Below are 22,199 nucleotides of genomic sequence, written 5' to 3' on the forward strand. Positions count from 1 at the left end.
AGCAAAAAATGGCAGAATGTAAGCAGTATTCATCCTGAGGAGATTTCAATGAGCAAAGCCACTGTTTCCGCATCCACGTCCGCTGCGCCGAAGGGCGTCTACGACGACGTCGACCACAGCGAACCCCAGGGTCACGGCAACAGCCCGGCCGCGTGGACCTGCGTGATCGTGATGCTGATCGGCGCCCTCATTGCGTCCATCGCCTTCGTCATCGCCAACACCCCGATCTTCGTTGCAGGTGCGGCGGTCATGGTGGTCGGCCTGCTCGCCGGCTGGGCCATGCGCAAGGCCGGCTACGGCGTCGGCGGCAGCAAGCTGAAGAACTCCGGCCACTGAGCGTGAGCGTTCTCGACGACATCAATGCCGGTGTCAGGGAGGATATGCAGGCGCGCCAGCGTCTGGTTACGCTCGCGGAGCTGAAAGAGCGTGCCGCCGCGGCGGCGCCCGCCCGTGACGCCTGGGCCGCCCTCGGCGGGACCTCAAGCAGCCGGGACCAGCTCAAGGTGATTGCCGAGGTCAAGCGCCGCAGCCCGTCCAAGGGCCAGCTCGCGGACATCGCCGATCCCGCGTCCCTCGCCGCGCAGTACGCCGACGGCGGGGCCGCCGTGATCAGCGTCCTGACCGAGGAGCGCCGCTTCGGCGGCTCCCTGGCCGATCTCGACGCCGTCCGGGCAGCCGTGGATATTCCGCTGCTGCGCAAGGACTTCATGGTTGACGAGTACCAGATCTGGGAGGCCCGGGCGCACGGTGCCGACCTGATCCTGCTGATCGTGGCCTCGCTCTCGGACGCCCAGCTGCGTGAGTTCACGGCCCTCAGCCGCGAGCTCGGCATGAACGTGCTGGTCGAGACCCATACGGCGGAGGAAATCGAGCGCGCAGTCGCCGCGGAGGCCCGGATCATCGGCGTCAACGTACGCAACCTCAAGACGCTCGACGTCGACCGTTCCGTCTTCGCGGCGCTGACCGGCGGCATTCCCGCCGGTGCGCTCGTGGTCGCCGAGTCCGGTGTGCGCGACGTCGAGGACGTCAAGCACTACGCGGCCCGCGGAGCCAACGCGGTCCTGGTCGGCGAGGCGCTGGTCAGTGACGCGACGCCCCGGGAGCGGATCGCCGAATTCATGGCTGCCGGCGCGACGGCAATCGCCGCGCGCGCCTGAGGCCGGCCGGTCCTGGCGCCTCCGTCCGGACCGTGAGCGGTGCCGGGCCCGCAATTTTTCCCGGACCAATGAGCGGATCTCATCAGCAGATCCCCAAAGCTAGCAGTGGAACAGGATGGTGAGACTGATGGTCGATGCACCAGCAGCCGGCTCTGACGAAAGTGCCGTGGACGCGTTCCTGCAGGGCGGCCGCCCCGCGGAGCATCCCGCGCAGGGCGAACCGTCCCTGCGCCACGCCCCGGGGCCCTACTTCGGGAACTACGGCGGCCGGTGGATGCCAGAGTCGCTCATCGCGGCCCTGGACGAGCTCGAGGACACCTTCGAGAAGGCCAAGGCCGATCCGGAGTTCACAGCCCAGATCGCCGAACTGAACAAGAACTACTCAGGCCGGCCGTCGCTGCTGACCGAGGCCAAGCGCTTCGCCGAGCACGCCGGCGGGGTGCGGATCTTCCTCAAGCGCGAAGACCTCAACCACACCGGCTCGCACAAGATCAACAACGTCCTGGGCCAGGCGCTGCTCGCCAAGCGGATGGGCAAAACCCGCGTCATCGCCGAAACCGGCGCCGGCCAGCACGGCGTCGCCAGCGCCACGGCCGCAGCCCTGCTGGGCCTGGAATGCGTGGTCTACATGGGCGCCGAGGACTGCCGCAGGCAATCCCTCAACGTGGCCCGCATGGAGCTCCTTGGGGCCACGGTCATCCCGGTCACCAACGGATCCCAGACTCTCAAGGACGCCATCAACGAGGCCCTGCGCGACTGGGTGGCCAACGTGGGCAATACGCACTACCTGCTGGGCACCGCCGCCGGAGCACACCCGTTCCCGGCGATGGTCCGCTACTTCCACGAGGTCATCGGCGAGGAAGCCCGCGCCCAGATCCTGGACCAGACGGGCCGGCTGCCGGATGCCGTCTGTGCCTGCATCGGCGGCGGCTCCAACGCGATCGGCATTTTCCACGGCTTCCTCGATGACCCTTCGGTCAAGATCTACGGGTTCGAGGCCGGCGGCGAGGGCGTCGAAACCGGACGCCACGCAGCCACCATCACCCTCGGCAAGCCCGGCGTGCTGCACGGCGCCCGCTCCTACCTCATGCAGGACGACGACGGCCAGACCATCGAGTCGCACTCGATCTCCGCGGGCCTGGACTACCCCGGAGTCGGCCCCGAGCACTCCTACCTGGCCGACATTGGCCGGGTCAGCTACGAGCCCATCACGGACAGCGAGGCCATGGAGGCCTTCCGCCTCCTGTGCCGCACCGAGGGCATCATCCCCGCCATCGAGTCCGCCCACGCCCTCGCCGGCGCCATCAAGGTGGGCCAGCGGCTCGCCGCTGACGCGGCCGCAGGCAAGGCAACAGACGCCTCAGAGAAAATCGTGATCGTGAACCTCTCCGGCCGCGGCGACAAGGACGTGGCCACGGCCGCGGAATGGTTCGACCTGCTGGACAAGGATTCACCTGAAGCCGAAATCGCCAAAGAGGGGGAACAGCTGTGAGCACCAGCCAGGACGGCACCCAGCACGCCAGTAAGTCGGCCGCGGCCATTGACCGCGCCCGCGCCCAGGGCCGGGCGGCCCTGATCGGCTACCTGCCCGCCGGCTACCCGAGCGTTAAAGACACCATTGCCGCCGGCATCGCCCTGGCCGAGAACGGCGCCGACCTCATCGAGATCGGCATCCCGTACTCGGACCCGGTCATGGACGGCCAGGTCATCCAGGCCGCCACGACGGAGGCCCTCGCGAAGGGCTTCCACGTCCGGGAGGTCTTCGACGTCGTCCGCGGCATTACGAGCAAGACCGACGCCGCCGTGCTGGTCATGACGTACTGGAACCCCGTGGTCCGGATGGGCGTGGACGAGTTCTCCCGCCGCCTGGCCGAGGCCGGGGGAGCCGGGCTCATCACGCCCGACCTCATTCCGGACGAGGCCGCCGAATGGATGGCGGCCTCGGACAAGTACGGCCTGGACCGGGTGTTCCTCGTGGCTCCCTCGTCCTCGCCCGAACGCATGAAACGCACGGTCGACGCGAGCCGCGGCTTCGTCTACGCCGTCTCCATCATGGGCGTCACCGGCGCCCGGACCTCGGTCAGCTCCGCGGCCAGGGACGTCGTCGCCGCAGCGCACGCCGCGGGCGCCGAGCGCGTCTGCGTGGGCCTCGGCGTCTCCACCGCCAGCCATGTCCGCGAGATCGCCGAGTACGCCGACGGCGTGATTGTCGGCACCGCCCTCGTCGCGGCAATCCGGGACGGCGGCGTGGATGCGGTAGCCTCCTTGACGAAAGACCTCAGCACCGGCCTTACCAAGGAAGAAGCCTAAGCAATGCAGTCAGTCCTCCACGCGGCGGCGATGATTCCCGCGAGCATTCCGAGCCCCACCTGGTCCGGATTCGACATCCCGCTGCCGTGGGGGTCCCTGCGCATCCACGCCTACGCCCTGTGCATCCTCGCCGGCATTATTGCCGGCCTGTGGCTGACCTCGGTCCGCTGGGCACGCCGCGGCGCCCCCGAGGGCAGCGTCTGGGACATCGCCATCTGGGCCATCCCGTTCGGCATTATCGGCGGGCGGCTGTACCACGTGTTCTCCTCTCCGGACGCCTACTTCGGCCCGGGATTCGACGGCACAGGGGACCTGTCCCTGATTCCGCAGATCCAGCGCGGCGGCCTGGGCATCTGGGGCGCCGTCGTGCTCGGCGCCGTGGGCGCCTGGATCGGGTGCCGGCGTGCCGGGGTGAAGCTGAGCGCCTTCATGGACGCCGCGGCCCCCGGGCTGCTGCTGGCCCAGGCCATTGGCCGGTGGGGCAACTACTTCAACCAGGAACTCTTCGGCGGCCCCACCACGCTTCCGTGGGGGCTGCAGATCGATCCCAACAACCCGAACTTCCCCGCCGGCATGCCGACGGACACGCTCTTCCACCCGACGTTCCTCTACGAGTCGCTGTGGAATCTGGCCGGCGTGCTGATCCTGCTGGCACTCGACCGCAAATTCAGCTTCCGCCGCGGCCGTCTCTTCTGCGTCTACGCCATGTACTACACACTGGGCCGCGTCTGGATCGAGGCCATGCGGATCGACGACGCCGAACAGATCACCCTCTTCGGGCTCACCACCAGGCTCAATGTCTGGACCAGCATCATCGTCTTCGCCGGAGCCCTGCTCGCCTTCATCCTCCTCGGCCTGCGCAAGCGCTCCGAGCCGGACACCCCGTTCCTCCCCGGCCGCGCGCCCGTGGAGACTACGCCGGCAGGGACCCAGCCGGTGGAGACTACGCCGGCTGAGGAAAAGTCGGCGGAGGCAAAGTCGGCAGAGTCAAAGCCGGTCGCCGACGCGACCGAGGCCACCAGCGCTGACCGCACCACCGACGCCGACAGTGCGGCCCACGCTGACCGCGCCACCGTCCCCGCAGACGCGGCAACCATCCGCCATTCGGACGCCGCTGTCTCAGATAGTGAATCCCGTGCTAATCTCCGGAATAACCAAAGCGGACCAGTTCGCGCATCCGAGGATGCGGGCAGGGACTCCACGGGCGGCACCGCGCCCGCCAATGGAGCTCCGGCAGCCGGAGTTTCCGGCCGCCAGGGAACTGGAACCGCGCCGGAGGCTGAGGGCACCAAGTAGCTCAGCGCCGGCACTTCGGGTTGACCGGAGCCACCGCTCACCGGACCCGACTCCACAGCGTCGTGGCAAGAGGGCTTGCCGTGGACAGCAGATCGAAGCTGTCCATGCAAGCCCGGGCCAGCACCTGCGTAACTGTTAGTACAGGAGGCCGGGCTGGCCTACAATTCCAGTTAGAAAAACACTCTGTTGCGCCCGTCACACACCGGCGTGCCGAGTGGGGCCAATGTTGTCCCTCCCATACGCACGATCAGGAGGAAGGACGTCTCCAATGACCCAAACTCTTCACAGCCCCAGCTGGTCCGATCCGGGCCAGCCCTCGGCTGCCGCGTCACCCTTCAGCCGCTTCGCGGCGATTCCGGCCGCTGCCGGACTCTACAACCCGGAAAACGAGAAGGACGCCTGCGGCCTGGCCATCATCGCCACGCTCCGCGGTGAGCCTGGCTACGACATCGTCGACGCCGCCCTGACCGCCCTGCGCAACCTCGAGCACCGCGGTGCCGTGGGCGCCGATGAAGGTACCGGCGACGGCGCCGGCCTCCTGATGCAGGTGCCGGACGAATTCTTCCGCGCAGTCACGGACTTCGAACTTCCGGCCCCCGGCCAGTACATCGTGGGAACCGCGTTCCTGCCCGCCGAGCAGCGCGAATCCGACGCCGCCCGCGCCGGCATCGAAGGCCTCGCCGCGGACGAGGGCCTGACCGTCCTGGGCTGGCGTGAAGTCCCGATCGTGGCCGACCTGGTCGGGGCCATGGCCCGGGCCTGCATGCCGTACTTCTCCCAGCCGTTCTTCGCCTCCAGCACCGGGGAAACCCTCGAGCGCAACGAGCTCGATTCCCGCGCCTGGCGGATCCGCAAGCGCGCCCAGAACAAGTTTGGCGTGTACTTCCCGTCGCTCTCCTCCCGGACCATCGTCTACAAGGGCATGCTCACCACCGCGCAGCTCGAGCCGTTCTACCCGGACCTGTCGGACAAGCGCTTCAAGACCAAGCTCGCGATCGTCCACTCGCGCTTCTCCACCAACACGTTCCCGTCCTGGCCGCTGGCCCAGCCGTTCCGCACCATCGCGCACAACGGCGAGATCAACACCGTCAAGGGCAACCGCAACTGGATGCGGGCCCGGCAGTCCCAGCTCGCCAGCCCGCTGCTGGGGGACTCACCCGAAGAGCTGTTCCCGATCTGCACCCCGGGCGCCTCGGACTCGGCCTCCTTCGACGAGGTCGCCGAACTGCTCTGGCTCTCCGGCCGGCCCATCACGCACTCGATCATGATGATGATCCCGGAGGCGTGGGAAAACCACGCCACCATGGATCCGGCCCGCCGCGCCTTCTACGAATACCACTCGATGCTCATGGAGCCGTGGGATGGCCCGGCGGCCGTCTCCTTCACGGACGGCAACCTGGTCGGCGCCACGCTGGACCGCAACGGCCTGCGCCCGGGCCGGTACTGGATCACCGAGGACGGCCTGATCGTCTTCGCCTCCGAAGTCGGCGTGATCGACGTCGAACCCTCCAAGGTGGTCAAGAAGGGCCGCGTCTCGCCGGGCAAGATGTTCCTGGTGGACACCGGGGCCGGCCGGATCATCGACGACGCCGAGGTCAAGGCCGAGGTTGCCGCGGCGAACCCCTGGGCCGAATGGGTCAAGGACAACCTGATCGACCTCAAGAACCTGCCCGAACGCGAGCACGTCGTGCACACCGCCGCCTCGGTCAACATCCGCCAGCGCACCTTCGGCTACACCACCGAGGAACTGAAAATCCTGCTGGGCCCGATGGCCCGCACTGGCGCCGAACCGCTCGGTGCCATGGGCTCGGACACCCCGGTGGCCGTGCTGTCCAAGCGCCCGCGGCTGCTCTTCGACTACTTTGTGCAGTCCTTCGCGCAGGTCACCAACCCGCCGCTGGACGCCATCCGTGAAGAGCTCGTCACGTCCCTGACGTGCGCAATCGGCCCGAACGGCAATCTGCTGGACACCAAGCAGGTCCGGCAGCCGCAGGTCTCGCTGCCGTTCCCCGTGATCAACAACGACCAGCTCGCCAAGATCGCGAACATCGAGAGCGCCGACGGCGGCAAGGTCGCCATGAAGGTCCGCGGACTCTACCGCCCCGAAGGCGGCGAGAACTCCCTCCGGGCCCGGCTCACCGAAATCTGCGAACAGGTCTCCGGCGCCATCAACCGCGGCGTGCAGTACGTGGTGCTCTCGGACCGCGACTCGAACGCCCAGTGGGCCCCGATCCCGTCCCTGCTGCTGGTCAGCGCCGTGCACCACCACCTGCTGCGCAGCGCCAACCGCACCAAAACCGCGCTCGTGGTGGAGGCCGGCGACGTCCGCGAGACCCACCACGTCGCGGTGCTCATCGGCTACGGCGCCTCCGCCGTGAACCCGTACCTGGCCATGGAATCCGTGGAACAGCTCATCGCCTCCGGCGACGTCGTGGGGGTCACCCCGCAGGACGGCGTCTACAACCTGATCAAGGGCCTGGGCAAGGGCGTCCTGAAGATCATGTCCAAGATGGGCATCTCCACCGTGGCCTCCTACACCGGTGCCCAGACCTTCGAAGCCCTCGGCCTCGGCCAGGACCTCGTGGACGAGTACTTCTCCGGCACGCACTCCCAGCTTGGCGGCGTCGGCCTCGACGTCATTGCCGCCGAAGTCCTGGCCCGGCACCGCATGGCCTACCCCGAGAACGGCATCGAACTGCCGCACCAGCCCCTGCTCGGCGGCGGCGAATACCAGTGGCGCCGCGACGGCGAACCCCACCTGTTCAACCCCGAGACCGTCTTCCGGCTCCAGCACGCCACGCGTGAACGCCGCTACGACATCTTCAAGGCCTACACCCGCGGCGTTGACGACCAGTCCGAGAACCTCATGACCCTGCGCGGTCTGCTGAAGTTCAAGGCCGGTTCGCGTCCCGCCGTGCCGCTCGAGGAAGTCGAACCGGTTTCCAGCATCGTCAAGCGGTTCTCCACCGGCGCCATGAGCTACGGCTCCATCTCCAAGGAAGCCCACGAGACCCTCGCGATCGCCATGAACCGGCTGGGCGGCAAGTCCAACACCGGTGAAGGCGGCGAGGACGTGGACCGGCTGCTCGATCCCACCCGCCGTTCCGCGGTCAAGCAGATCGCCTCCGGCCGCTTCGGCGTCACCAGCCTGTACCTGTCCAACGCGGACGACATCCAGATCAAGATGGCCCAGGGTGCCAAGCCCGGCGAAGGCGGCCAGCTGATGGCGCAGAAGGTCTACCCCTGGGTGGCCCGCACGCGGCACTCGACGCCCGGCGTCGGCCTCATTTCGCCGCCCCCGCACCACGACATCTACTCGATCGAGGACCTCGCGCAGCTGATCTATGACGCCAAGCGCGCCAACCCCTCGGCCCGGGTGCACGTCAAACTCGTCTCCGAGGTCGGGATCGGCACCGTGGCGGCCGGCGTCACCAAGGCGAAGGCCGACGTCGTGCTGGTCTCCGGGCACGACGGCGGTACCGGCGCCTCGCCGCTGAACTCGCTCAAGCACGCCGGTGTCCCGTGGGAACTCGGCCTCGCCGAGACGCAGCAGACGCTTATGCTCAACGGCCTCCGCGACCGTGTGGTGGTGCAGGTCGACGGCCAGCTCAAGACCGGCCGCGACGTCGTGATCGCCGCGTTGCTCGGCGGCGAGGAGTTTGGTTTCGCCACCGCCCCGCTGGTGGTCTCCGGCTGCATCATGATGCGCGTCTGCCACCTGGACACCTGCCCGGTGGGCGTCGCGACCCAGAACCCCGAGCTGCGCTCCCGGTTCAACGGCAAGCCCGAATTCGTGGTGAACTTCTTCGAATTCCTTGCCGAGGAAGTCCGCGAAATCCTCGCCGAGCTGGGTTTCCGCAGCATCGAGGAGGCGATCGGCCACGCCGAGATGCTCGACTCCCGCGACGCGATCAACCACTGGAAGGCCGAAGGGCTGGACCTGGATCCGATCCTGCACGGGCTCGAGTTCGACAACGACGCGCCGCTGCGCAACCTCACCGGCCAGAACCACGAACTCGACAAGCACTTCGACCAGCGCCTGATCGCCATGGCGGCCGAAGCGCTGAGCGACCGCACACCGGTGAAGATCTCCGTGAACGTCATCAACACGGACCGCTCCGTCGGCACCATGCTCGGCCACGTCGTGACGAAGACCTTCAGCACCGACGTCCTGGCCACGGACACCATTGACATCACGCTCAATGGCACCGCGGGCCAGTCGCTCGGGGCGTTCCTGCCGGCCGGCATCACGCTGCGCATGTTCGGCGACTCCAACGACTACGTCGGCAAGGGACTCTCCGGCGGCCGCATCATCGTCCGGCCGGACCGCACCAACGTGTTCCCGGCCGAGCGCAACGTGATCGCCGGCAACGTGATCGGCTACGGCGCCACAAGCGGTGAAATGTTCCTCCGCGGCCAGGTCGGCGAACGCTTCCTGGTCCGCAACTCCGGCGCCACCGCGGTGGTCGAAGGCATCGGGGACCACGGCTGCGAGTACATGACCGGCGGCCAGACGCTCATCATCGGCCGCACCGGCCGCAACTTCGGCGCCGGCATGTCCGGGGGCACGGCCTACGTGCTGGACCTGCAGACCGAGCGCGTCAACAAGCAGGCCCTCGAGTCAGGCGAGCTGCAGCTGCGCGAGCTCGACGCCGAGGACCGCGACATCGTCCACGGGCTGCTCGTCAAGCACCTCGAGGAAACCGAGTCGCTGCTCGCGGCACGGCTCCTCGAGAACTTCGATGACACCGCAGCCCGCATAACCAAGGTGCTGCCGCGCGACTACGCGGCCGTCCTGCAAACCCGTCTTGACGCCATCGAAGAGGGCCTGGACCCCGACGGCGAAGAAGTTTGGTCTCGAATCCTGGAGGTGACCGGTGGCTGATCCACGCGGATTTCTGAAAGTACGTCAGCGTGAAACCCAGCCGCGCCGTCCCGTCCCGGTCCGCATCATGGACTGGAAAGAGGTCTACGAGGCCCAGGAAAAGGGTGTCCTGAAGAGCCAGGCCGGCCGCTGCATGGACTGCGGCGTCCCGTTCTGCCACCAGGGCTGCCCGCTGGGCAACCTCATCCCGGAATGGAACGACCTCGTCTGGCGGGACAAGGGCGAGGAAGCGATGGAGCGGCTGCACGCCACCAACAACTTCCCCGAGTTCACCGGACGGCTGTGCCCCGCCCCCTGCGAGGCGTCCTGCGTACTCGGCATCAACCAGCCCGCCGTGACCATCAAGCAGGTCGAGGTGTCCATCGTGGACCAGGCCTTCGAGAACGGCTGGGTCAACCCGCTGCCGCCGGCGCGCCTGACCGGCAAGACGGTCGCCGTCGTCGGATCCGGCCCCGCCGGGCTCGCCGTCGCCCAGCAGCTGACCCGGGTGGGCCACACTGTGGCCGTGTACGAGCGCGACGACAAGATCGGCGGCCTCCTGCGCTACGGGATCCCCGACTTCAAGATGGAAAAAGAGCAGGTGGACCGCCGGCTGGAGCAGATGAAGGCCGAAGGCACCCGGTTCCGCACCGGGGTGGCCGTCGGCACCGACGTGACGTGGGAGCAGCTGCGCCGCCGGTACGACGCCGTCGTCATCGCCACCGGGGCCACCGTCCCGCGTGACCTGCCGATCCCGGGCCGCGACCTCGACGGCGTCCACTACGCCATGGACTACCTCGTGCCGGCCAACCGGGTGGTGGCGGGGGAGACCGTGGAGAACCAGATCAATGCCGCGGGCAAGCACGTGGTCATCCTCGGCGGCGGCGACACCGGCGCCGACTGCCTCGGCACCGCGCACCGTCACCAGGCCGCGTCCGTGACCACACTGGCGATCGGCAAGCAGCCGCCCGTCGAGCGGGCCGGCCACCAGCCCTGGCCGACATTCCCCACCTTGTTCGAGGTCGCCAGCGCGCACGAGGAAGGCGGCGAACGCACCTACCTCGCCTCCACCGTGGAGTTCGTCGGGGAAAACGGCAAACTCACGGGCGTCAAGGTTGCGGAGACGGAATTCGTCGACGGCAAGCGCCTGCCGAAGGCCGGCACCGAGCGGATCATTCCGGCGGACCTCGTCTTCCTGTCCCTGGGCTTCACCGGCGCCGAGCCGGCCGGGATCACCGACCAGGTCCAGGCCGACTTCGACGGGCGCGGCAACGTGGCACGCGACGGTTACTACATGACCAACACTGAAGGCATCTTCGTCGCGGGCGACGCCGGCCGCGGCCAGTCGCTCATCGTTTGGGCCATCGCCGAAGGGCGCGCCTGCGCGGCCGCGGTGGACAAGTTCCTGATGGGCAGCACCATTCTGCCGGCACCCGTGGCGCCGACCGACCGTGCGATGGCTGTTCTGTAGTCCCACAGGACCTCCGGGATTCATCCGCACTTCAACTTAATCCATGCAACACACCAGTAGGGTAGGTATATGAGACGCGCTAAAATCGTGGCCACTTTCGGACCGGCAATCGCAAGCTTTGACAACACGCTGGCCGTGCTGGAAGCCGGCGTTGACGTGGCACGCATGAACATGAGCCACGGCGATTACTCCGTGCACGACAACACCTACGAGAACGTCCGCAAGGCTGCGGGACAGCTCGGCAAGGCCGTGGCCATCATGGCCGACCTGCAGGGCCCGAAGATCCGCCTCGGACGTTTCGTCGACGGTCCCCACCTCCTGGAAGTCGGTGACACGTTCACGATCACCACCGAGGACGTTCCCGGCACCAAGGACATCTGCTCCACGACCCTCAAGAGCCTGACAGAGGACGTCAACCCCGGTGATGCCCTGCTGATCGACGACGGCAAGGTCGCCCTCCGCGCGATCGACGTCGACGCCGTCAAGGTGGTCGCCCAGGTGATCGTTGGCGGCTGGGTATCGAACAACAAGGGCATCAACCTGCCCGGCGTTGCTGTCAACGTTCCGGCGCTGAGCGAAAAGGACGAGGACGATCTGCGCTGGGCCATGCGCCGCGGCGTGGACATGGTTGCCCTGTCCTTCGTCCGGGATGCCTCGGACATCGTCCGCGTGCACGAGATCATGGACGAAGAAGGCCGCCGCGTGCCGGTGATCGCCAAGATCGAGAAGCCGCAGGCCGTGGAGCAGCTCCCCGAGATCATCGACGCCTTCGACGCCATCATGGTGGCCCGTGGCGACCTGGGCGTGGAACTTCCCCTCGAGGAAGTGCCGATCGTGCAGAAGCGCGCCATCGAACTGGCACGCCGCTGGGCCAAACCGGTCATCGTGGCCACGCAGGTCCTCGAGTCCATGATCGACAACCCGCGCCCGACCCGCGCCGAGGCCTCCGACTGCGCCAACGCGGTGCTCGACGGCGCCGACGCGGTCATGCTCTCCGGCGAGACCAGCGTGGGCAAGTACCCGATCGAGACCGTCAAGGTCATGGCCCGGATCATCGAGTCCACCGAGGAGCACGGCCTGGAGCGCGTCCCCCCGCTCGGCACCAAGCCCAAGACCCGCGGCGGCGCCATCACCCGGGCCGCCGTCGAGATCGCCGACCAGCTGGATGCGAAGTACATCTGTACCTTCACCCAGTCCGGTGACTCTGCACGCCGCCTCTCCCGGCTGCGCCCCATCAAGCCGGTCTTCGCCTTCACCCCGGTGGAGCACGTCTGGAACCAGCTCGCCTTGACCTGGGGGATCCAGCCGGTCCTGGTCCCGATGGTGGGCCACACCGACGAGATGACGGCCCAGGTTGACCGCAGCCTGCTGGAACTCGACGTCGTCGAGGACGGCGACCTGGTGGTCATCGCCGCCGGTTCGCCTCCCGGAAAGGCCGGTTCGACGAACCTGCTGAAGGTCCACAAGGTGGGCGACCTCGCTGACATCGGCGGCCAGGGCGAAGCGGCCGTGGCCAAGGACAAGCTCGGCCCGTGGCCGGAAAAGAAGAAGAAGAACCGGGTCCAGGCCTAGTTCTGAAAGCTTGAATGCAAAAAGGGAGGATCCCCGCCGGTTGGCGGGGATCCTCCCTTTTTGGTGCTTGGTGCTTGGTGCTTCGAGTGCGCGGCTGGCGGCCGCGGAGCGCGGCCGGAACCGCCGGCCGCTAGTTGACCTGGTTGATGATGGTTTCGGCCACCTCGCGCATGCTGAGGCGGCGGTCCATCGAGGTCTTCTGGATCCAGCGGAAGGCTTCCGGTTCCGTCAGGCCCATCTTGGTGGTCAGGAGGCTCTTGGCGCGCTCCACGAGCTTGCGGGTGGCGAACTGCTCCTGCAGATCGGTGACCTCGCTCTCGAGGGCCTTGATTTCCTCGTGGCGGGACAGCGCGATCTCCAAAGCCGGGATGAGGTCCGCCGGGGTGAACGGCTTGACCACGTACGCCATGGCGCCGGCGTCGCGGGCGCGCTCCACGAGTTCTTTCTGGCTGAACGCGGTGAGCAGGACCACGGGGGCGATCCGGGCCTTGACGATCTTCTCGGCGGCCGAGATGCCGTCCATGACCGGCATCTTGACGTCCATCAGGACCAGGTCGGGCTTGAGCTCCTCGGCAAGCTGGACGGCCTTTTCGCCGTTGTCCGCCTCGCCGACGACGTCGTAGCCTTCGCCCCGCAGGATCTCGATGATGTCCAGGCGGATGAGGGTCTCATCCTCGGCGACGACAACGCGGCGCGCCGGCTGGGAAGTGGGGGTTGACTCCGTCTGTTCTGACACGGGAACTCCTTGGAAAGGTACGGCGGGAACTCAACCATCATAGGTTTTGTCCGCCAATGTACTTGGACCGGTTTGGTTCGATGCGGCGTCACTGGCGCGATTCTGGAATTCAGCCTATCTGCATGTAGAGTAATTTCGCGCACTGGAAGCGATCGCGTTGCTCACAGCACTGTGGCAGGCTGATTGTTACACCGGTGTACTCCGCGCCCGAGTGGCGGAATTGGCAGACGCGCCGCACTCAAAATGCGGTATCGAAAGGTGTGTGGGTTCGAGTCCCACCTCGGGCACAGTGTTTTCCCTGTTCAGCGGCCTTTGGGCCGCTGAATGTGTACAAAACTACAAAAAGTGTGTACAGCGGCGTAGCATTTTGCTGTGGCCAGCATCAGCACGCGCGTGAAAAAAGACGGCACCAAGTCGTTCATGGTGCGCTGGCGTGATCCCGGAACTCGTAAGAATCAGGGCCTGACTGTCGCAACGCAGGCGGAGGCCGAAACCCTCAAGCGCTTGCTGGATGCGAACGAGCAGTCCTTCGTGATTGCCCAGCAGGCCATACTTTCCAACCAGGCCAGGGTTCCCACGGTCGCCGAGGTTGTCCAGGAACACATCGACCTGCTGATCCGGCCGTCTAGCGGAACCGTCAGGACGTACCAGGTGATGCTGGACCTTCACATCAGGAACGTCATTGGCCACATTCCCGTGGACAAACTCGACTATCGGCACCTCCACCATTGGGCTAAGTCGATGATGGCGAAGGGCAAGTCCCCGAAGACGATCCACAACGTTCATGGCCTCATATCCGCAGCGATGAACACTGCAGAAATGCTGCGCTATATCCCTCGGAATCCGTGCCGTGGTGTTCAGCTGCCGAGTATCGACAAGGCTGAGGACGAAGCCATGTTCCTCACTCACGCCGAGTACAACATGATTCTTGAAGTCATGGGGGAGCGGTACAAGACCTTCACGAACTTCCTGGTCATGACAGGAACCAGATTCGGGGAAGCGACGGCACTCAAAGTGGCCGACGTCGATTTGCTCTCCAAGCCGCCCGCGGTGCGGATCAACAAGGCCTGGAAACGCGACGGCCAGTCGCAGTACTACATCGGCGCCACCAAGACCGGCGCGGGTAAGCGGACCATCGGTCTCAACCCGGCACTGGTCGAACTTCTGGTACCGCTCGTGGCAAGCCGCCCCGGTGATGAGCTGTTGTTTACGACGCCCAAGGGAGAGCGGATTGTCCACAAGCTCTATTGGCACGGCTACTGGGTTCCTGCGGTCCAGGCGGCTCAGGCGCATGGACTGAAGAAGTCGCCGCGCATCCATGACCTCCGGCACACGCATGCGTCCTGGCTGATCCAGGACGGTGTGTCTCTGTTTACGATCTCGCGACGCCTTGGCCATGCCTCAACCCGGACTACGGAGCAGGTCTACGGCCATCTGATGCCGGAGGCGCTGCAGGCCGGCGCTGACGCCACCGAGAGGTCGATTACGGGGTTCACGCGCTGACACTGGACTTTTGTCCCTGTCGCGGTCAGGGCTGTTGGTTGCTGACCGGCGTCAGGCGGCGTCGCGCCCTTGTGCCGATCAGCCGTTCCTGCTGGGTTGACCCGGCGTGCACCGGGACCTCGCGCAGGCGGGCGATCGCCGCGATGTGCTCTGAGGTGAAGATGATCTTTCCCTTGCCCCAGCAGACGTGCGGGAATCGGCCGCTGGCCGCGCCCTCCCGGAGCCAGGCCTCCGTGCACCGCATGAGGGCCGCCGCCTCTGCCGGCTCGTAAAACTCAAGGTCCATTGGAACTCCCATGTCGCGTGGTTCGCTTGGACATTCATGCAGCGTTCAGTCAGCCAGGTCATGATTTGTCCTAGACATTCGCGCGTTCCCGCGGTGTAACGCCGAAAGCACCGGACCTCGTCCGTCGCAAGCGGCATAGCTGGGACCATTCACCGCAGATGGAGCCTCCTCGTCCAGAAGCCGAGGAGCGGCTGCCAACGCATTCCGTTTCCCAGGACCCCCGCTATCCTGGGTGATCTCCTTGTCGGGACTTCCTACGAGCCCAGCCCAAAGTGATTGGACCCAGCCGCTGTAAGGGTATGGCAAGCGTTGTGTATCTCTGACAAACAACGCGCATCAATTGCCAAGCTGCGTGCAAAACCAGCGCGAGAGATCGGTAGCTAACTGTCACTTTGTATTCGGCTCGCATCTCAGTTGCTGTGCCCGCGAGCTGCTGAAGTTCATGGGTCATGATGGATGCCCATGCTTTCCGTGCGCGTATGCACTGCATAGTTGCCAGGCCGCGAGCCAGGAAGGTTGGGGTCGCCGTTGTGGCGTTCAATAGATCTGAGAACGTTGGTCGTCGTAGGCATCTTAAGCTTCCGAGCCTCGAGGGTGCCGATGCCGGACTCGTCTGCGACTTCCTGCGTTCTGCGTTGGTAGTTCTGCGCCCATCCGCGAGAAGGTAAATTCGCCTCCTCTCTGAATTGCAGAGGGGTGTGGATCTCCGCCATCTGGGCTTGGATCCTTCGCTTGATCCTTAGCTTTGAATTCACGGGTCGAGAGGCCACATGGCGCACGCTGCCGAGTCAAGAGCGTTTCGAACAAGTGCGTATGGACCAAAGGGACTGCTGGTCACGTGGATGGTTGGGTTCCGCTCAGGTCATTCACTTATTCTGGCTCGCGGAATAGGGTCACAAGTCGTATGGTATCCCGATCGAGGAAGTAGCCTGTTGTGAGAGGGCAGCAGCCTGATATTGCTTTGCGAGGAAGAAACCGGCGATGGGACCATCCCTGCCTCCATGAGCAAGTTTCGTGGAAACGACATCCCACCGTGTAGCTTTGACGCAAGAAGCACATTCCTAGAGTTGGTCTCAAAGGCATCCAAGTCTGGAATGGAACGGACGGGGGATTGTGCAGGCACGGGACGAACTTCCGCCAACAGTTCTGAACATCGTTGTTCAGGAATTCGATGAAGCAATCTCCTTGCTCGGCGTCTGCGCCGGCCACGAGGACAGCATGTGGCGACACCGGGCCCTTTCCGAGGACCTAATGTCTTGGGCAATGGACTGGATTCTGCCCCACAATGAATTGGCTGGACTCTCATACGCGAACGCATGGCGACTCATGGCCAAAGCAATCAGCAGGATTTACAAGACCGCCGATACTGAATTGCGCGGCGAAATTGGCGAACTCCTGCTGCACATAATCCTCCGGCGGTTCCTGAACAGTGAGCGAGCCATTTCACGCATCTACTTCAAAGATGCCGCTAATGACACCGTGAAGGGTTTTGACGCCTGCCACATCGTTTCAGTCCCCGGCGGAGGCGTCGCCGAGGATGAACTGGAGCTCTGGCTTGGCGAATCCAAGTTTTTCAAAGACAGTTCACGGGCCATCGGTGCAGTGCTGGATGAGTTGGAGCTTCATCTCGACACGCAGTACCTGCGGTCAGAGTTTGCGGCCATCTCAGACAAAGTGGAATCAAACTGGGCACACGCCGACAAGGTGAGAGCGTTACTGCGGCAGGAAATCTCCCTCGACCAGGTGTTCCAACGAGTCGTCATCCCCGTCTTCATCACGTTCGACAGTGATATCACCGGCCGGCATAGCCAATCCACGCAGGAATACGTCGACGAGATCACAGCCCATATGAAGCGGGAGTGGGCGTCATTCCGCAGGCGGTTTGAACGGCGGACAATGCCCCGGGAGATCAAAGTTCACCTCATCCTGCTCCCTATGGCCACAAAGAAGGACCTACTCGAGGCATTTGATGAAAGGCTCAAGGCATGGCTGCTAGCGTCGAGGCCGTAAGGGAAGCCCTGGCTGCTCCAGCTCTGGAGGGCGGATTCTCCATACTGGCGGACATTGCTGCCCTGAAGGCTGCTGAGGCTCCGAATCGCGATGTTCAGGAACTTGTCATTCGGGCTTTGGACCGGGCGACGGAATTTCAGGCCGAGCTGTCTCTCCTTATGTCGCTGGCACGGGATCACGGGCTGTTCCCATATGTGGAAAGCATCGCCCCAAGCATGCTGCCTCTAGCTGACCTCATCGCCCTTGAGATGAACCGGCCGGACAATCTTGAGGGCGTTGTTTTTCATCGTGTCCAGACCGAGGTTTACCGCAAGCTGATGGCGGGTGAGAACGTCATCCTGTCGGCGCCCACGAGTTTCGGCAAGACCGTCATCCTGGACGCTCTCATCGCTTCCGGTAAGTACAACAACATCGTCATCATCGTGCCGACCATCGCCCTCATTGACGAGCTGCGAAGGAGACTGGCGCGGTTCAACGACTTCACTCTTATCAGTCATCCGGGCCAAGCCCGCACGGACAGGAACCTGTTTGTACTTACGCAGGAGCGGTACCTTGCGATAGAGGAGATGCCCACGCCGGATTTCTTTTTCATCGATGAGTTTTACAAGCTCGATGACGCCACTGACCGGAGCGAATTGCTCAACCACGCCCTCTACCGCCTAAGAAAGACAGGAGCCCAGTTCTACTTGGCGGCCCCGATGATTCAGGCACTCTCGGAGGAGCTGCCCGCCGAGCTTCGAGCCAGCCTTATAGTGACTGACTTTGCCACTGTCGCTGCCGACACCATCGCCGTGAGGGCTGACACCGACGAGGAAGAACGCCGCGAAATCAAACGCATTCTCTCTGAGGTCGATGGTCCGACGCTCGTCTTTTGCAAATCCCCAAACAGAGTTAGGACAGTGTCACGTTGGCTACAGGAGGACGCTCCCGAGGGCGGGTACGGCGCGGGAATGATCCACACGGCCAAGTGGCTTGAAACGAATATCAGTTCCCGCTGGAGCCTGCCGAAAGCCCTCCGCCTCGGCATCGGATCTCACCATGGAAGGCTGCCCCGGTGGCTCGGCCCGCTCATCATCAAGGCGTTTGATGAGGGAAACGTGGGCGTTCTAGTCTGTACTAACTCATTAATTGAGGGAGTGAACACCCGGGCAAAAAACATCATCATTCTGGACAACCGTATCGCCAACTCCGCCTACAACTACTTCACTTTCGCGAACATCAAGGGCCGGGGCGGGCGGATGTTGAAGCACTTCATAGGCAGGATATTCATGTTCAATCCGCCGCCGCCGGAGATTCTGCCCAGCATCGATATGCCGGGCCTTAGCCAGAGTGAAGCCGCATCAGACAGCCTCCTGTTGTCCCTGGACGATACCGACCGGACGCCGGCAACTCAGGAACGCCTGCGTGACGTTCTGGAGCAGTCCATTCTGTCCGTTGAGACAATGCGAAAGAATCCAGGTGTTGACCCGGAGGCACAAATAGAACTCGCAAGGCACCTGTCCACCGTCAAAGTACGGGAGCTCCGGGACTTGCTCTGGACCCGCCCAGCTCCGACCTACGAGCAACTTTCGGCGGTCATAAACCTCATTTGGGACCATCTGCCTCCCCGAGGCCTCACAAACCATTTGGCAAAGTCCGCGAAGCAACTGACCTTCATGGTGAACCAACTGGCCATCATGAACGGGGACGTATCGCGTTTCATCGCCAAGGTCGCTGAACGAGCCGTAGAGGATGATGACTACGACGCAAAGGTGGAGGAGAGCTTCAATTTCCTACGGTTCTGGGTCGACCACAATCTCCCAGCACGCCTGCGGGCTCTAGACGCGATAGCCAAGGAGATTCTCCCTAAGCGCTCCATTGAACCTGGCAGTTTCGAGGCGTACGCCGCAAGGACAGAAGCCGGGTTCCAGCAGCCCCTGCTCTTGACTGCCGAGGAGTTTGGAATACCTTCGCAGGTTTCCAGGAAGCTCCTTAGACATATCCCAAAGCGAGACAGTCTTGACTCTCTTATCTGGGGACTTAGAACCCTGGACTACGACAACCTTCCGGAGCTCACTGACTACGAGCGTGGGTTGCTGGACTATGCTCTGTCGAGTGACTGAAATTAGCAGGTTCCTGACTGTTCTCGAAACCTGCTCGATCAAGTTCAGGAGTGCCGCGGAGTAAGGTTTTTGGGCGCGAAGCAACGAAGATGAACCGTGCCGTAGGAGGTCAACGGCGCGGGACCTGGGCGGTTCCCTGGACGGAGCGACCATCCAGACAAGTGAAGCAGTTGTGGGGCACTTGTAGCTGGATAGCACGCTGAAAGGGAATACGACCGTCGGGTGTGGAGTTGTCCACCAGCGAGGGACTGGAATCCCGGGCAGAAGGTACCCTCGTCGATGAAGGCACAAACGATTTGTTGCCCCACGGATTCGAGATCGTCGACAAGCCCGGCGCCGAATATCGGAGTTGTCCTGCGCGGCCATATTGGCGTCATGCTGGGGCCAGTTGCCGTGTTTCCCGTCGGTTGGACCTGGCGTCACTAACGTCCGGAAAGCATTCGTTCATTCGATAACAAGATGGGCGGCTTCACTTAGTTCATTGATCCTCCAAGCGTTGGCGGAGTACGTAGCTGCGGCGCCGCGTGCATGCCCACCACCCGTTGACACCTCGACGCAGCCGCTCGAAACGAGGACCGACAAGTGCTTGCGGACTGCGCTTGGGCTGAGTCCAATGCCGGCGGCAATCTGAGTGCTGGTCGACGGTCCGTTCTTGCCGAGGAAGTGCAGGAGCCGGCTCCGCGTCCTATTCATGAGAAGGTTCGTCATCGCTGGCACTTCCGTTTGAGACCTGGGAGCGTTGGAAGGTGTAGACCCGTCTGCAATGACCATAATGTACGCCTAAGTAAATACGTTGACTAGATGCGTCGGCCGTCAGGGTTGAAAGGCTTGTTGGGGCGCGTAGCGAAAGCAATACTTGTACCCAAGGCGCTGGTCTCGCATGGATAGCTGTTGGGGAACAGCAACCGAATTATCAGAACGGCGACAAGTGGAAGCGAATGAAGGTGTACGGAAGAACGGCGGCGGGGTTCGCACGCCGCAGGCGGAGCTCGCCCGAAAACTGAACCTCTTACTCGACACCGTTGTTGCCGAGCGAGGAGTGGCCCTGACATACCGTGAGGTGAGCGAGGCGTTGGCCAAGCAGGGTGTGAACCTTTCCCGCGCGCGGTGGTTCTACATGAAGGACGGCACTGGCCGAATGGTCTCCGATCCCAAGCTACTAACTGCTCTATCCGGACTCTTCCAAGTCGATCCCAGCTATCTCCTGGGCAGCGACGGGGCGGAAGTTCCCGAGCGCATAGACGCGCAGCTGGAATTCGTGAAGTCCCTGCGCGCCGCGAGGGTGAAGACCTTCGCCGCGCGGACTCTGGGCGACGTTTCCCCGGAGACCCTTCGGGCCATTACCGAGTATCTCAACCAGGACATTGCCAGGCATCCGTCCGGGGAGTCGTCCGCTGCTAGCGGTTCAGTAGATAGTCCAGATGGGCCGCCAGTAGAGCCTTGACGCGCGCGTCATCTACCGAGTAGCGCGGCGAGCGGCCATGCCGCCGTCCAGGCTCCAAATCCGCGCGGATAGCGCCGGTTTCTTCTAATGCGAGCAAATGCTTTGCCACGCTTGGCTCGGTAGCGCTGACTGCGTCGACAATGTCCCCCCGAGTGGAAGGGCCATTGGCTGCCAAGAAGCGCAGGATCTCATTTCGGGACCTGTTGCCGAAGGTAGCGATGGCCGCTTCGACGTCGGGCGACCAGGCTTCGTCTTCGGGCTGCGTGATTCTCGGCATGCCTTCATTCTTGCGCTAAGCGTCTCGAATCGCCAGCGATGCGCTCTTGACTCTATTTTAGTGAGTGTTGAGAATAGTTAAAGTATTCTCTCTGCAGATCGACCTTCACTGCCGAAGGGTGGAGGCCAGACCTCTCACAACATCACTGAAATTCTCTGCTCGGGAGTTGTCATGACGACTCGTTCTCTCAAAGGCCATAGCGCGGACGTCGCAAGTGTCGTAGACGGTCGAAGTGAGCAACAAGCGCATCCGCCAGCCATCTCGATGGAACAGATGACATCAGCCATCCACGAGGTATCGCGATACGTAAGATCGCGATTGTCCCGCTCGGGACACGGCTGTGACGTTGAGGATGCTCTTCAAGACATCCATATTGCGGTCTGGCGAGGAGTGGCGGACGGCCATTACCGGCAGATTCCCGGGATCCGATTTGGCGCCTGGGTCCAGGGGATCGCTGCCCATATTTGCTCGGCCTACCTGTCCAGGGCCCATTCGAAAGATGCGCTGCCGCTCCTTGTTGATCAGGCGGACTGCCAGCCGCGGGAGGTTGGCGGGCAACTCGAGCTCTTCGGGCCAGAAGGAGTAGCGGAAAGGGAGTGGGCCCTCTGCATCCTCCAGACAACAAGACGCCATGTCGGCGATTTTGCGTGGAGTGCCGCGATGTCCTTGCTGCTCGCGGAAGGGCGGGTCTGTGCCGACTCAACCACAAACCGTCGGGCCTACCGGCAACTCTCATTCGTCCGGCAAACGGCAATCACGGTGCGGGAGGCTCTGGCTGCTGTTGATGCCGAGGGCCGCGACATCGGGGATCCGACGACGTTCGCGGCGCGATGCCTGCCAACTCCGCTATTGCAGCAGATTGCACAGGACGTTGTACGGCTGGACTTGCACAAGCAGGAAAGGGCGGAGGCGATTGCGGTGATCGCATCTGACTTTGGTGTCAGTCGGCGGTACGTCGAAGTGCAGATAGGCAGGGCGCGCCAACTGTATCTGGCCGCCACAGAAATTACTTCCCCGATCCTCCAACCAATGCCAAAGCCCCACTTGGCGCGACCTGTGAAGCGCGTGCGTCATGTCGTCTAAACGCGCGGTCGCCATGGACCACTGAAGGAGGTGCACTGTGAAGCACACCAACCATCATGTCCGACACCTAACAACCACACGGTTGTGG

Annotated in this window: 17 protein-coding genes and 1 tRNA gene; 14 read left to right on the forward strand and 4 right to left on the reverse strand. The window is 63.9% G+C overall.

Going from position 1 to position 22,199, the window contains the following annotated elements:
* Positions 1 to 48: 48 nt before the first annotated feature.
* The 8 genes from AC1DKN_RS05480 (at position 49) to pyk (ending at position 12,670) form a co-directional block, all read left to right on the forward strand.
* Positions 49 to 336, forward strand: a complete 288-nt coding sequence (locus tag AC1DKN_RS05480; protein WP_476851523.1) for an HGxxPAAW family protein — start codon at positions 49 to 51, stop codon at positions 334 to 336.
* 2 nt (positions 337 to 338) lie between these two features.
* Positions 339 to 1,157, forward strand: coding sequence for an indole-3-glycerol phosphate synthase TrpC (gene trpC / locus AC1DKN_RS05485; protein WP_476860260.1), 819 nt, complete (start codon positions 339 to 341; stop codon positions 1,155 to 1,157).
* A 127-nt stretch (positions 1,158 to 1,284) separates the two neighbouring features.
* Positions 1,285 to 2,649, forward strand: a complete 1,365-nt coding sequence (gene trpB, locus AC1DKN_RS05490) for a tryptophan synthase subunit beta (RefSeq protein ID WP_476857176.1) — start codon at positions 1,285 to 1,287, stop codon at positions 2,647 to 2,649.
* The gene (gene trpA, locus AC1DKN_RS05495) at positions 2,646 to 3,467 is read left to right on the forward strand and encodes a tryptophan synthase subunit alpha (protein ID WP_476851526.1); all 822 of its coding nucleotides are present in this window, start codon (positions 2,646 to 2,648) and stop codon (positions 3,465 to 3,467) included. Before trpB ends, trpA begins: the two co-directional genes overlap by 4 nt.
* A gap of 3 nt (positions 3,468 to 3,470) precedes the next feature.
* Positions 3,471 to 4,763 (forward strand): prolipoprotein diacylglyceryl transferase, encoded by a 1,293-nt coding sequence (gene lgt / locus AC1DKN_RS05500; RefSeq protein WP_476870628.1) that lies wholly within the window; start codon positions 3,471 to 3,473, stop codon positions 4,761 to 4,763.
* Positions 4,764 to 5,031: 268 nt separating this feature from the next.
* Entirely contained in the window at positions 5,032 to 9,648 is a 4,617-nt protein-coding gene (gltB, locus tag AC1DKN_RS05505) for a glutamate synthase large subunit (RefSeq protein ID WP_476870629.1), read from the forward strand.
* Positions 9,641 to 11,098 carry a glutamate synthase subunit beta gene (locus AC1DKN_RS05510; protein ID WP_028277049.1) on the forward strand — a complete coding sequence of 486 codons (1,458 nt, stop codon included), beginning with the start codon at positions 9,641 to 9,643 and terminating at the stop codon, positions 11,096 to 11,098. The genes gltB and AC1DKN_RS05510 overlap by 8 nt, the downstream gene beginning before the upstream one ends.
* Positions 11,099 to 11,167: 69 nt before the next feature.
* Positions 11,168 to 12,670, forward strand: coding sequence for a pyruvate kinase (gene pyk / locus AC1DKN_RS05515; RefSeq protein ID WP_476860263.1), 1,503 nt, complete (start codon positions 11,168 to 11,170; stop codon positions 12,668 to 12,670).
* Between the two features lie 130 nt (positions 12,671 to 12,800).
* On the opposite strand, the gene AC1DKN_RS05520 is transcribed toward pyk, so the two are convergent.
* The gene (locus tag AC1DKN_RS05520) at positions 12,801 to 13,406 is read right to left on the reverse strand and encodes an ANTAR domain-containing response regulator (RefSeq protein ID WP_018772478.1); all 606 of its coding nucleotides are present in this window, start codon (positions 13,404 to 13,406) and stop codon (positions 12,801 to 12,803) included.
* Between the two features lie 205 nt (positions 13,407 to 13,611).
* On the opposite strand from AC1DKN_RS05520, the gene AC1DKN_RS05525 reads away from it, so the two are divergent.
* Positions 13,612 to 13,693 (forward strand) — tRNA-Leu (locus AC1DKN_RS05525).
* A gap of 85 nt (positions 13,694 to 13,778) precedes the next feature.
* Complete coding sequence (locus AC1DKN_RS05530; RefSeq protein WP_476870630.1) at positions 13,779 to 14,909, forward strand: tyrosine-type recombinase/integrase; 1,131 nt, start codon at positions 13,779 to 13,781, stop codon at positions 14,907 to 14,909.
* Positions 14,910 to 14,934: 25 nt separating this feature from the next.
* On the opposite strand, the gene AC1DKN_RS05535 is transcribed toward AC1DKN_RS05530, so the two are convergent.
* Positions 14,935 to 15,195, reverse strand: a complete 261-nt coding sequence (locus tag AC1DKN_RS05535) for a hypothetical protein (protein ID WP_476870631.1) — start codon at positions 15,193 to 15,195, stop codon at positions 14,935 to 14,937.
* A gap of 1,113 nt (positions 15,196 to 16,308) precedes the next feature.
* Here AC1DKN_RS05535 and AC1DKN_RS05540 point away from each other — a divergent pair.
* Together AC1DKN_RS05540 and AC1DKN_RS05545 are read left to right on the forward strand one after the other, a co-directional pair.
* Positions 16,309 to 17,205 carry a HamA C-terminal domain-containing protein gene (locus AC1DKN_RS05540; protein ID WP_476870632.1) on the forward strand — a complete coding sequence of 299 codons (897 nt, stop codon included), beginning with the start codon at positions 16,309 to 16,311 and terminating at the stop codon, positions 17,203 to 17,205.
* Positions 17,181 to 19,307, forward strand: a complete 2,127-nt coding sequence (locus AC1DKN_RS05545; RefSeq protein WP_476870633.1) for a DEAD/DEAH box helicase — start codon at positions 17,181 to 17,183, stop codon at positions 19,305 to 19,307. The genes AC1DKN_RS05540 and AC1DKN_RS05545 overlap by 25 nt, the downstream gene beginning before the upstream one ends.
* A gap of 444 nt (positions 19,308 to 19,751) precedes the next feature.
* Here AC1DKN_RS05545 and AC1DKN_RS05550 read toward each other — a convergent pair whose 3' ends face one another.
* On the reverse strand, positions 19,752 to 20,078 hold the full coding sequence (locus AC1DKN_RS05550; protein ID WP_476870634.1) for a helix-turn-helix domain-containing protein: 327 nt from the start codon (positions 20,076 to 20,078) through the stop codon (positions 19,752 to 19,754).
* Between the two features lie 157 nt (positions 20,079 to 20,235).
* On the opposite strand from AC1DKN_RS05550, the gene AC1DKN_RS05555 reads away from it, so the two are divergent.
* On the forward strand, positions 20,236 to 20,751 hold the full coding sequence (locus tag AC1DKN_RS05555; protein WP_476870635.1) for a hypothetical protein: 516 nt from the start codon (positions 20,236 to 20,238) through the stop codon (positions 20,749 to 20,751).
* On the opposite strand, the gene AC1DKN_RS05560 is transcribed toward AC1DKN_RS05555, so the two are convergent.
* Entirely contained in the window at positions 20,705 to 21,028 is a 324-nt protein-coding gene (locus tag AC1DKN_RS05560; RefSeq protein WP_476870636.1) for an ArsR/SmtB family transcription factor, read from the reverse strand. The genes AC1DKN_RS05555 and AC1DKN_RS05560 overlap by 47 nt on opposite strands.
* 273 nt (positions 21,029 to 21,301) lie before the next feature.
* Here AC1DKN_RS05560 and AC1DKN_RS05565 point away from each other — a divergent pair, with 273 nt between their 5' ends.
* Positions 21,302 to 22,111 carry a hypothetical protein gene (locus AC1DKN_RS05565; RefSeq protein WP_476870637.1) on the forward strand — a complete coding sequence of 270 codons (810 nt, stop codon included), beginning with the start codon at positions 21,302 to 21,304 and terminating at the stop codon, positions 22,109 to 22,111.
* Positions 22,112 to 22,199: the final 88 nt, after the last annotated feature.

The sequence above is a fragment of the Arthrobacter sp. 01N444 genome (genome assembly GCF_056399305.1).

What these genes read in the sequence shown, in the direction of transcription:
- gltB (WP_476870629.1), top strand. Translation starts at nt 5,032, where the DNA reads ATGACCCAAACTCTTCACAGCCCCAGCTGGTCCGATCCGGGCCAGCCC.
- AC1DKN_RS05565 (WP_476870637.1), top strand. Translation starts at nt 21,302, where the DNA reads ATGACATCAGCCATCCACGAGGTATCGCGATACGTAAGATCGCGATTG.
- pyk (WP_476860263.1), top strand. Translation starts at nt 11,168, where the DNA reads ATGAGACGCGCTAAAATCGTGGCCACTTTCGGACCGGCAATCGCAAGC.
- AC1DKN_RS05545 (WP_476870633.1), top strand. Translation starts at nt 17,181, where the DNA reads ATGGCTGCTAGCGTCGAGGCCGTAAGGGAAGCCCTGGCTGCTCCAGCT.
- AC1DKN_RS05480 (WP_476851523.1), top strand. Translation starts at nt 49, where the DNA reads ATGAGCAAAGCCACTGTTTCCGCATCCACGTCCGCTGCGCCGAAGGGC.
- trpB (WP_476857176.1), top strand. Translation starts at nt 1,285, where the DNA reads ATGGTCGATGCACCAGCAGCCGGCTCTGACGAAAGTGCCGTGGACGCG.
- AC1DKN_RS05535 (WP_476870631.1), bottom strand. Translation starts at nt 15,195, where the DNA reads ATGGACCTTGAGTTTTACGAGCCGGCAGAGGCGGCGGCCCTCATGCGG.
- AC1DKN_RS05550 (WP_476870634.1), bottom strand. Translation starts at nt 20,078, where the DNA reads ATGGTCATTGCAGACGGGTCTACACCTTCCAACGCTCCCAGGTCTCAA.
- lgt (WP_476870628.1), top strand. Translation starts at nt 3,471, where the DNA reads ATGCAGTCAGTCCTCCACGCGGCGGCGATGATTCCCGCGAGCATTCCG.
- AC1DKN_RS05560 (WP_476870636.1), bottom strand. Translation starts at nt 21,028, where the DNA reads ATGCCGAGAATCACGCAGCCCGAAGACGAAGCCTGGTCGCCCGACGTC.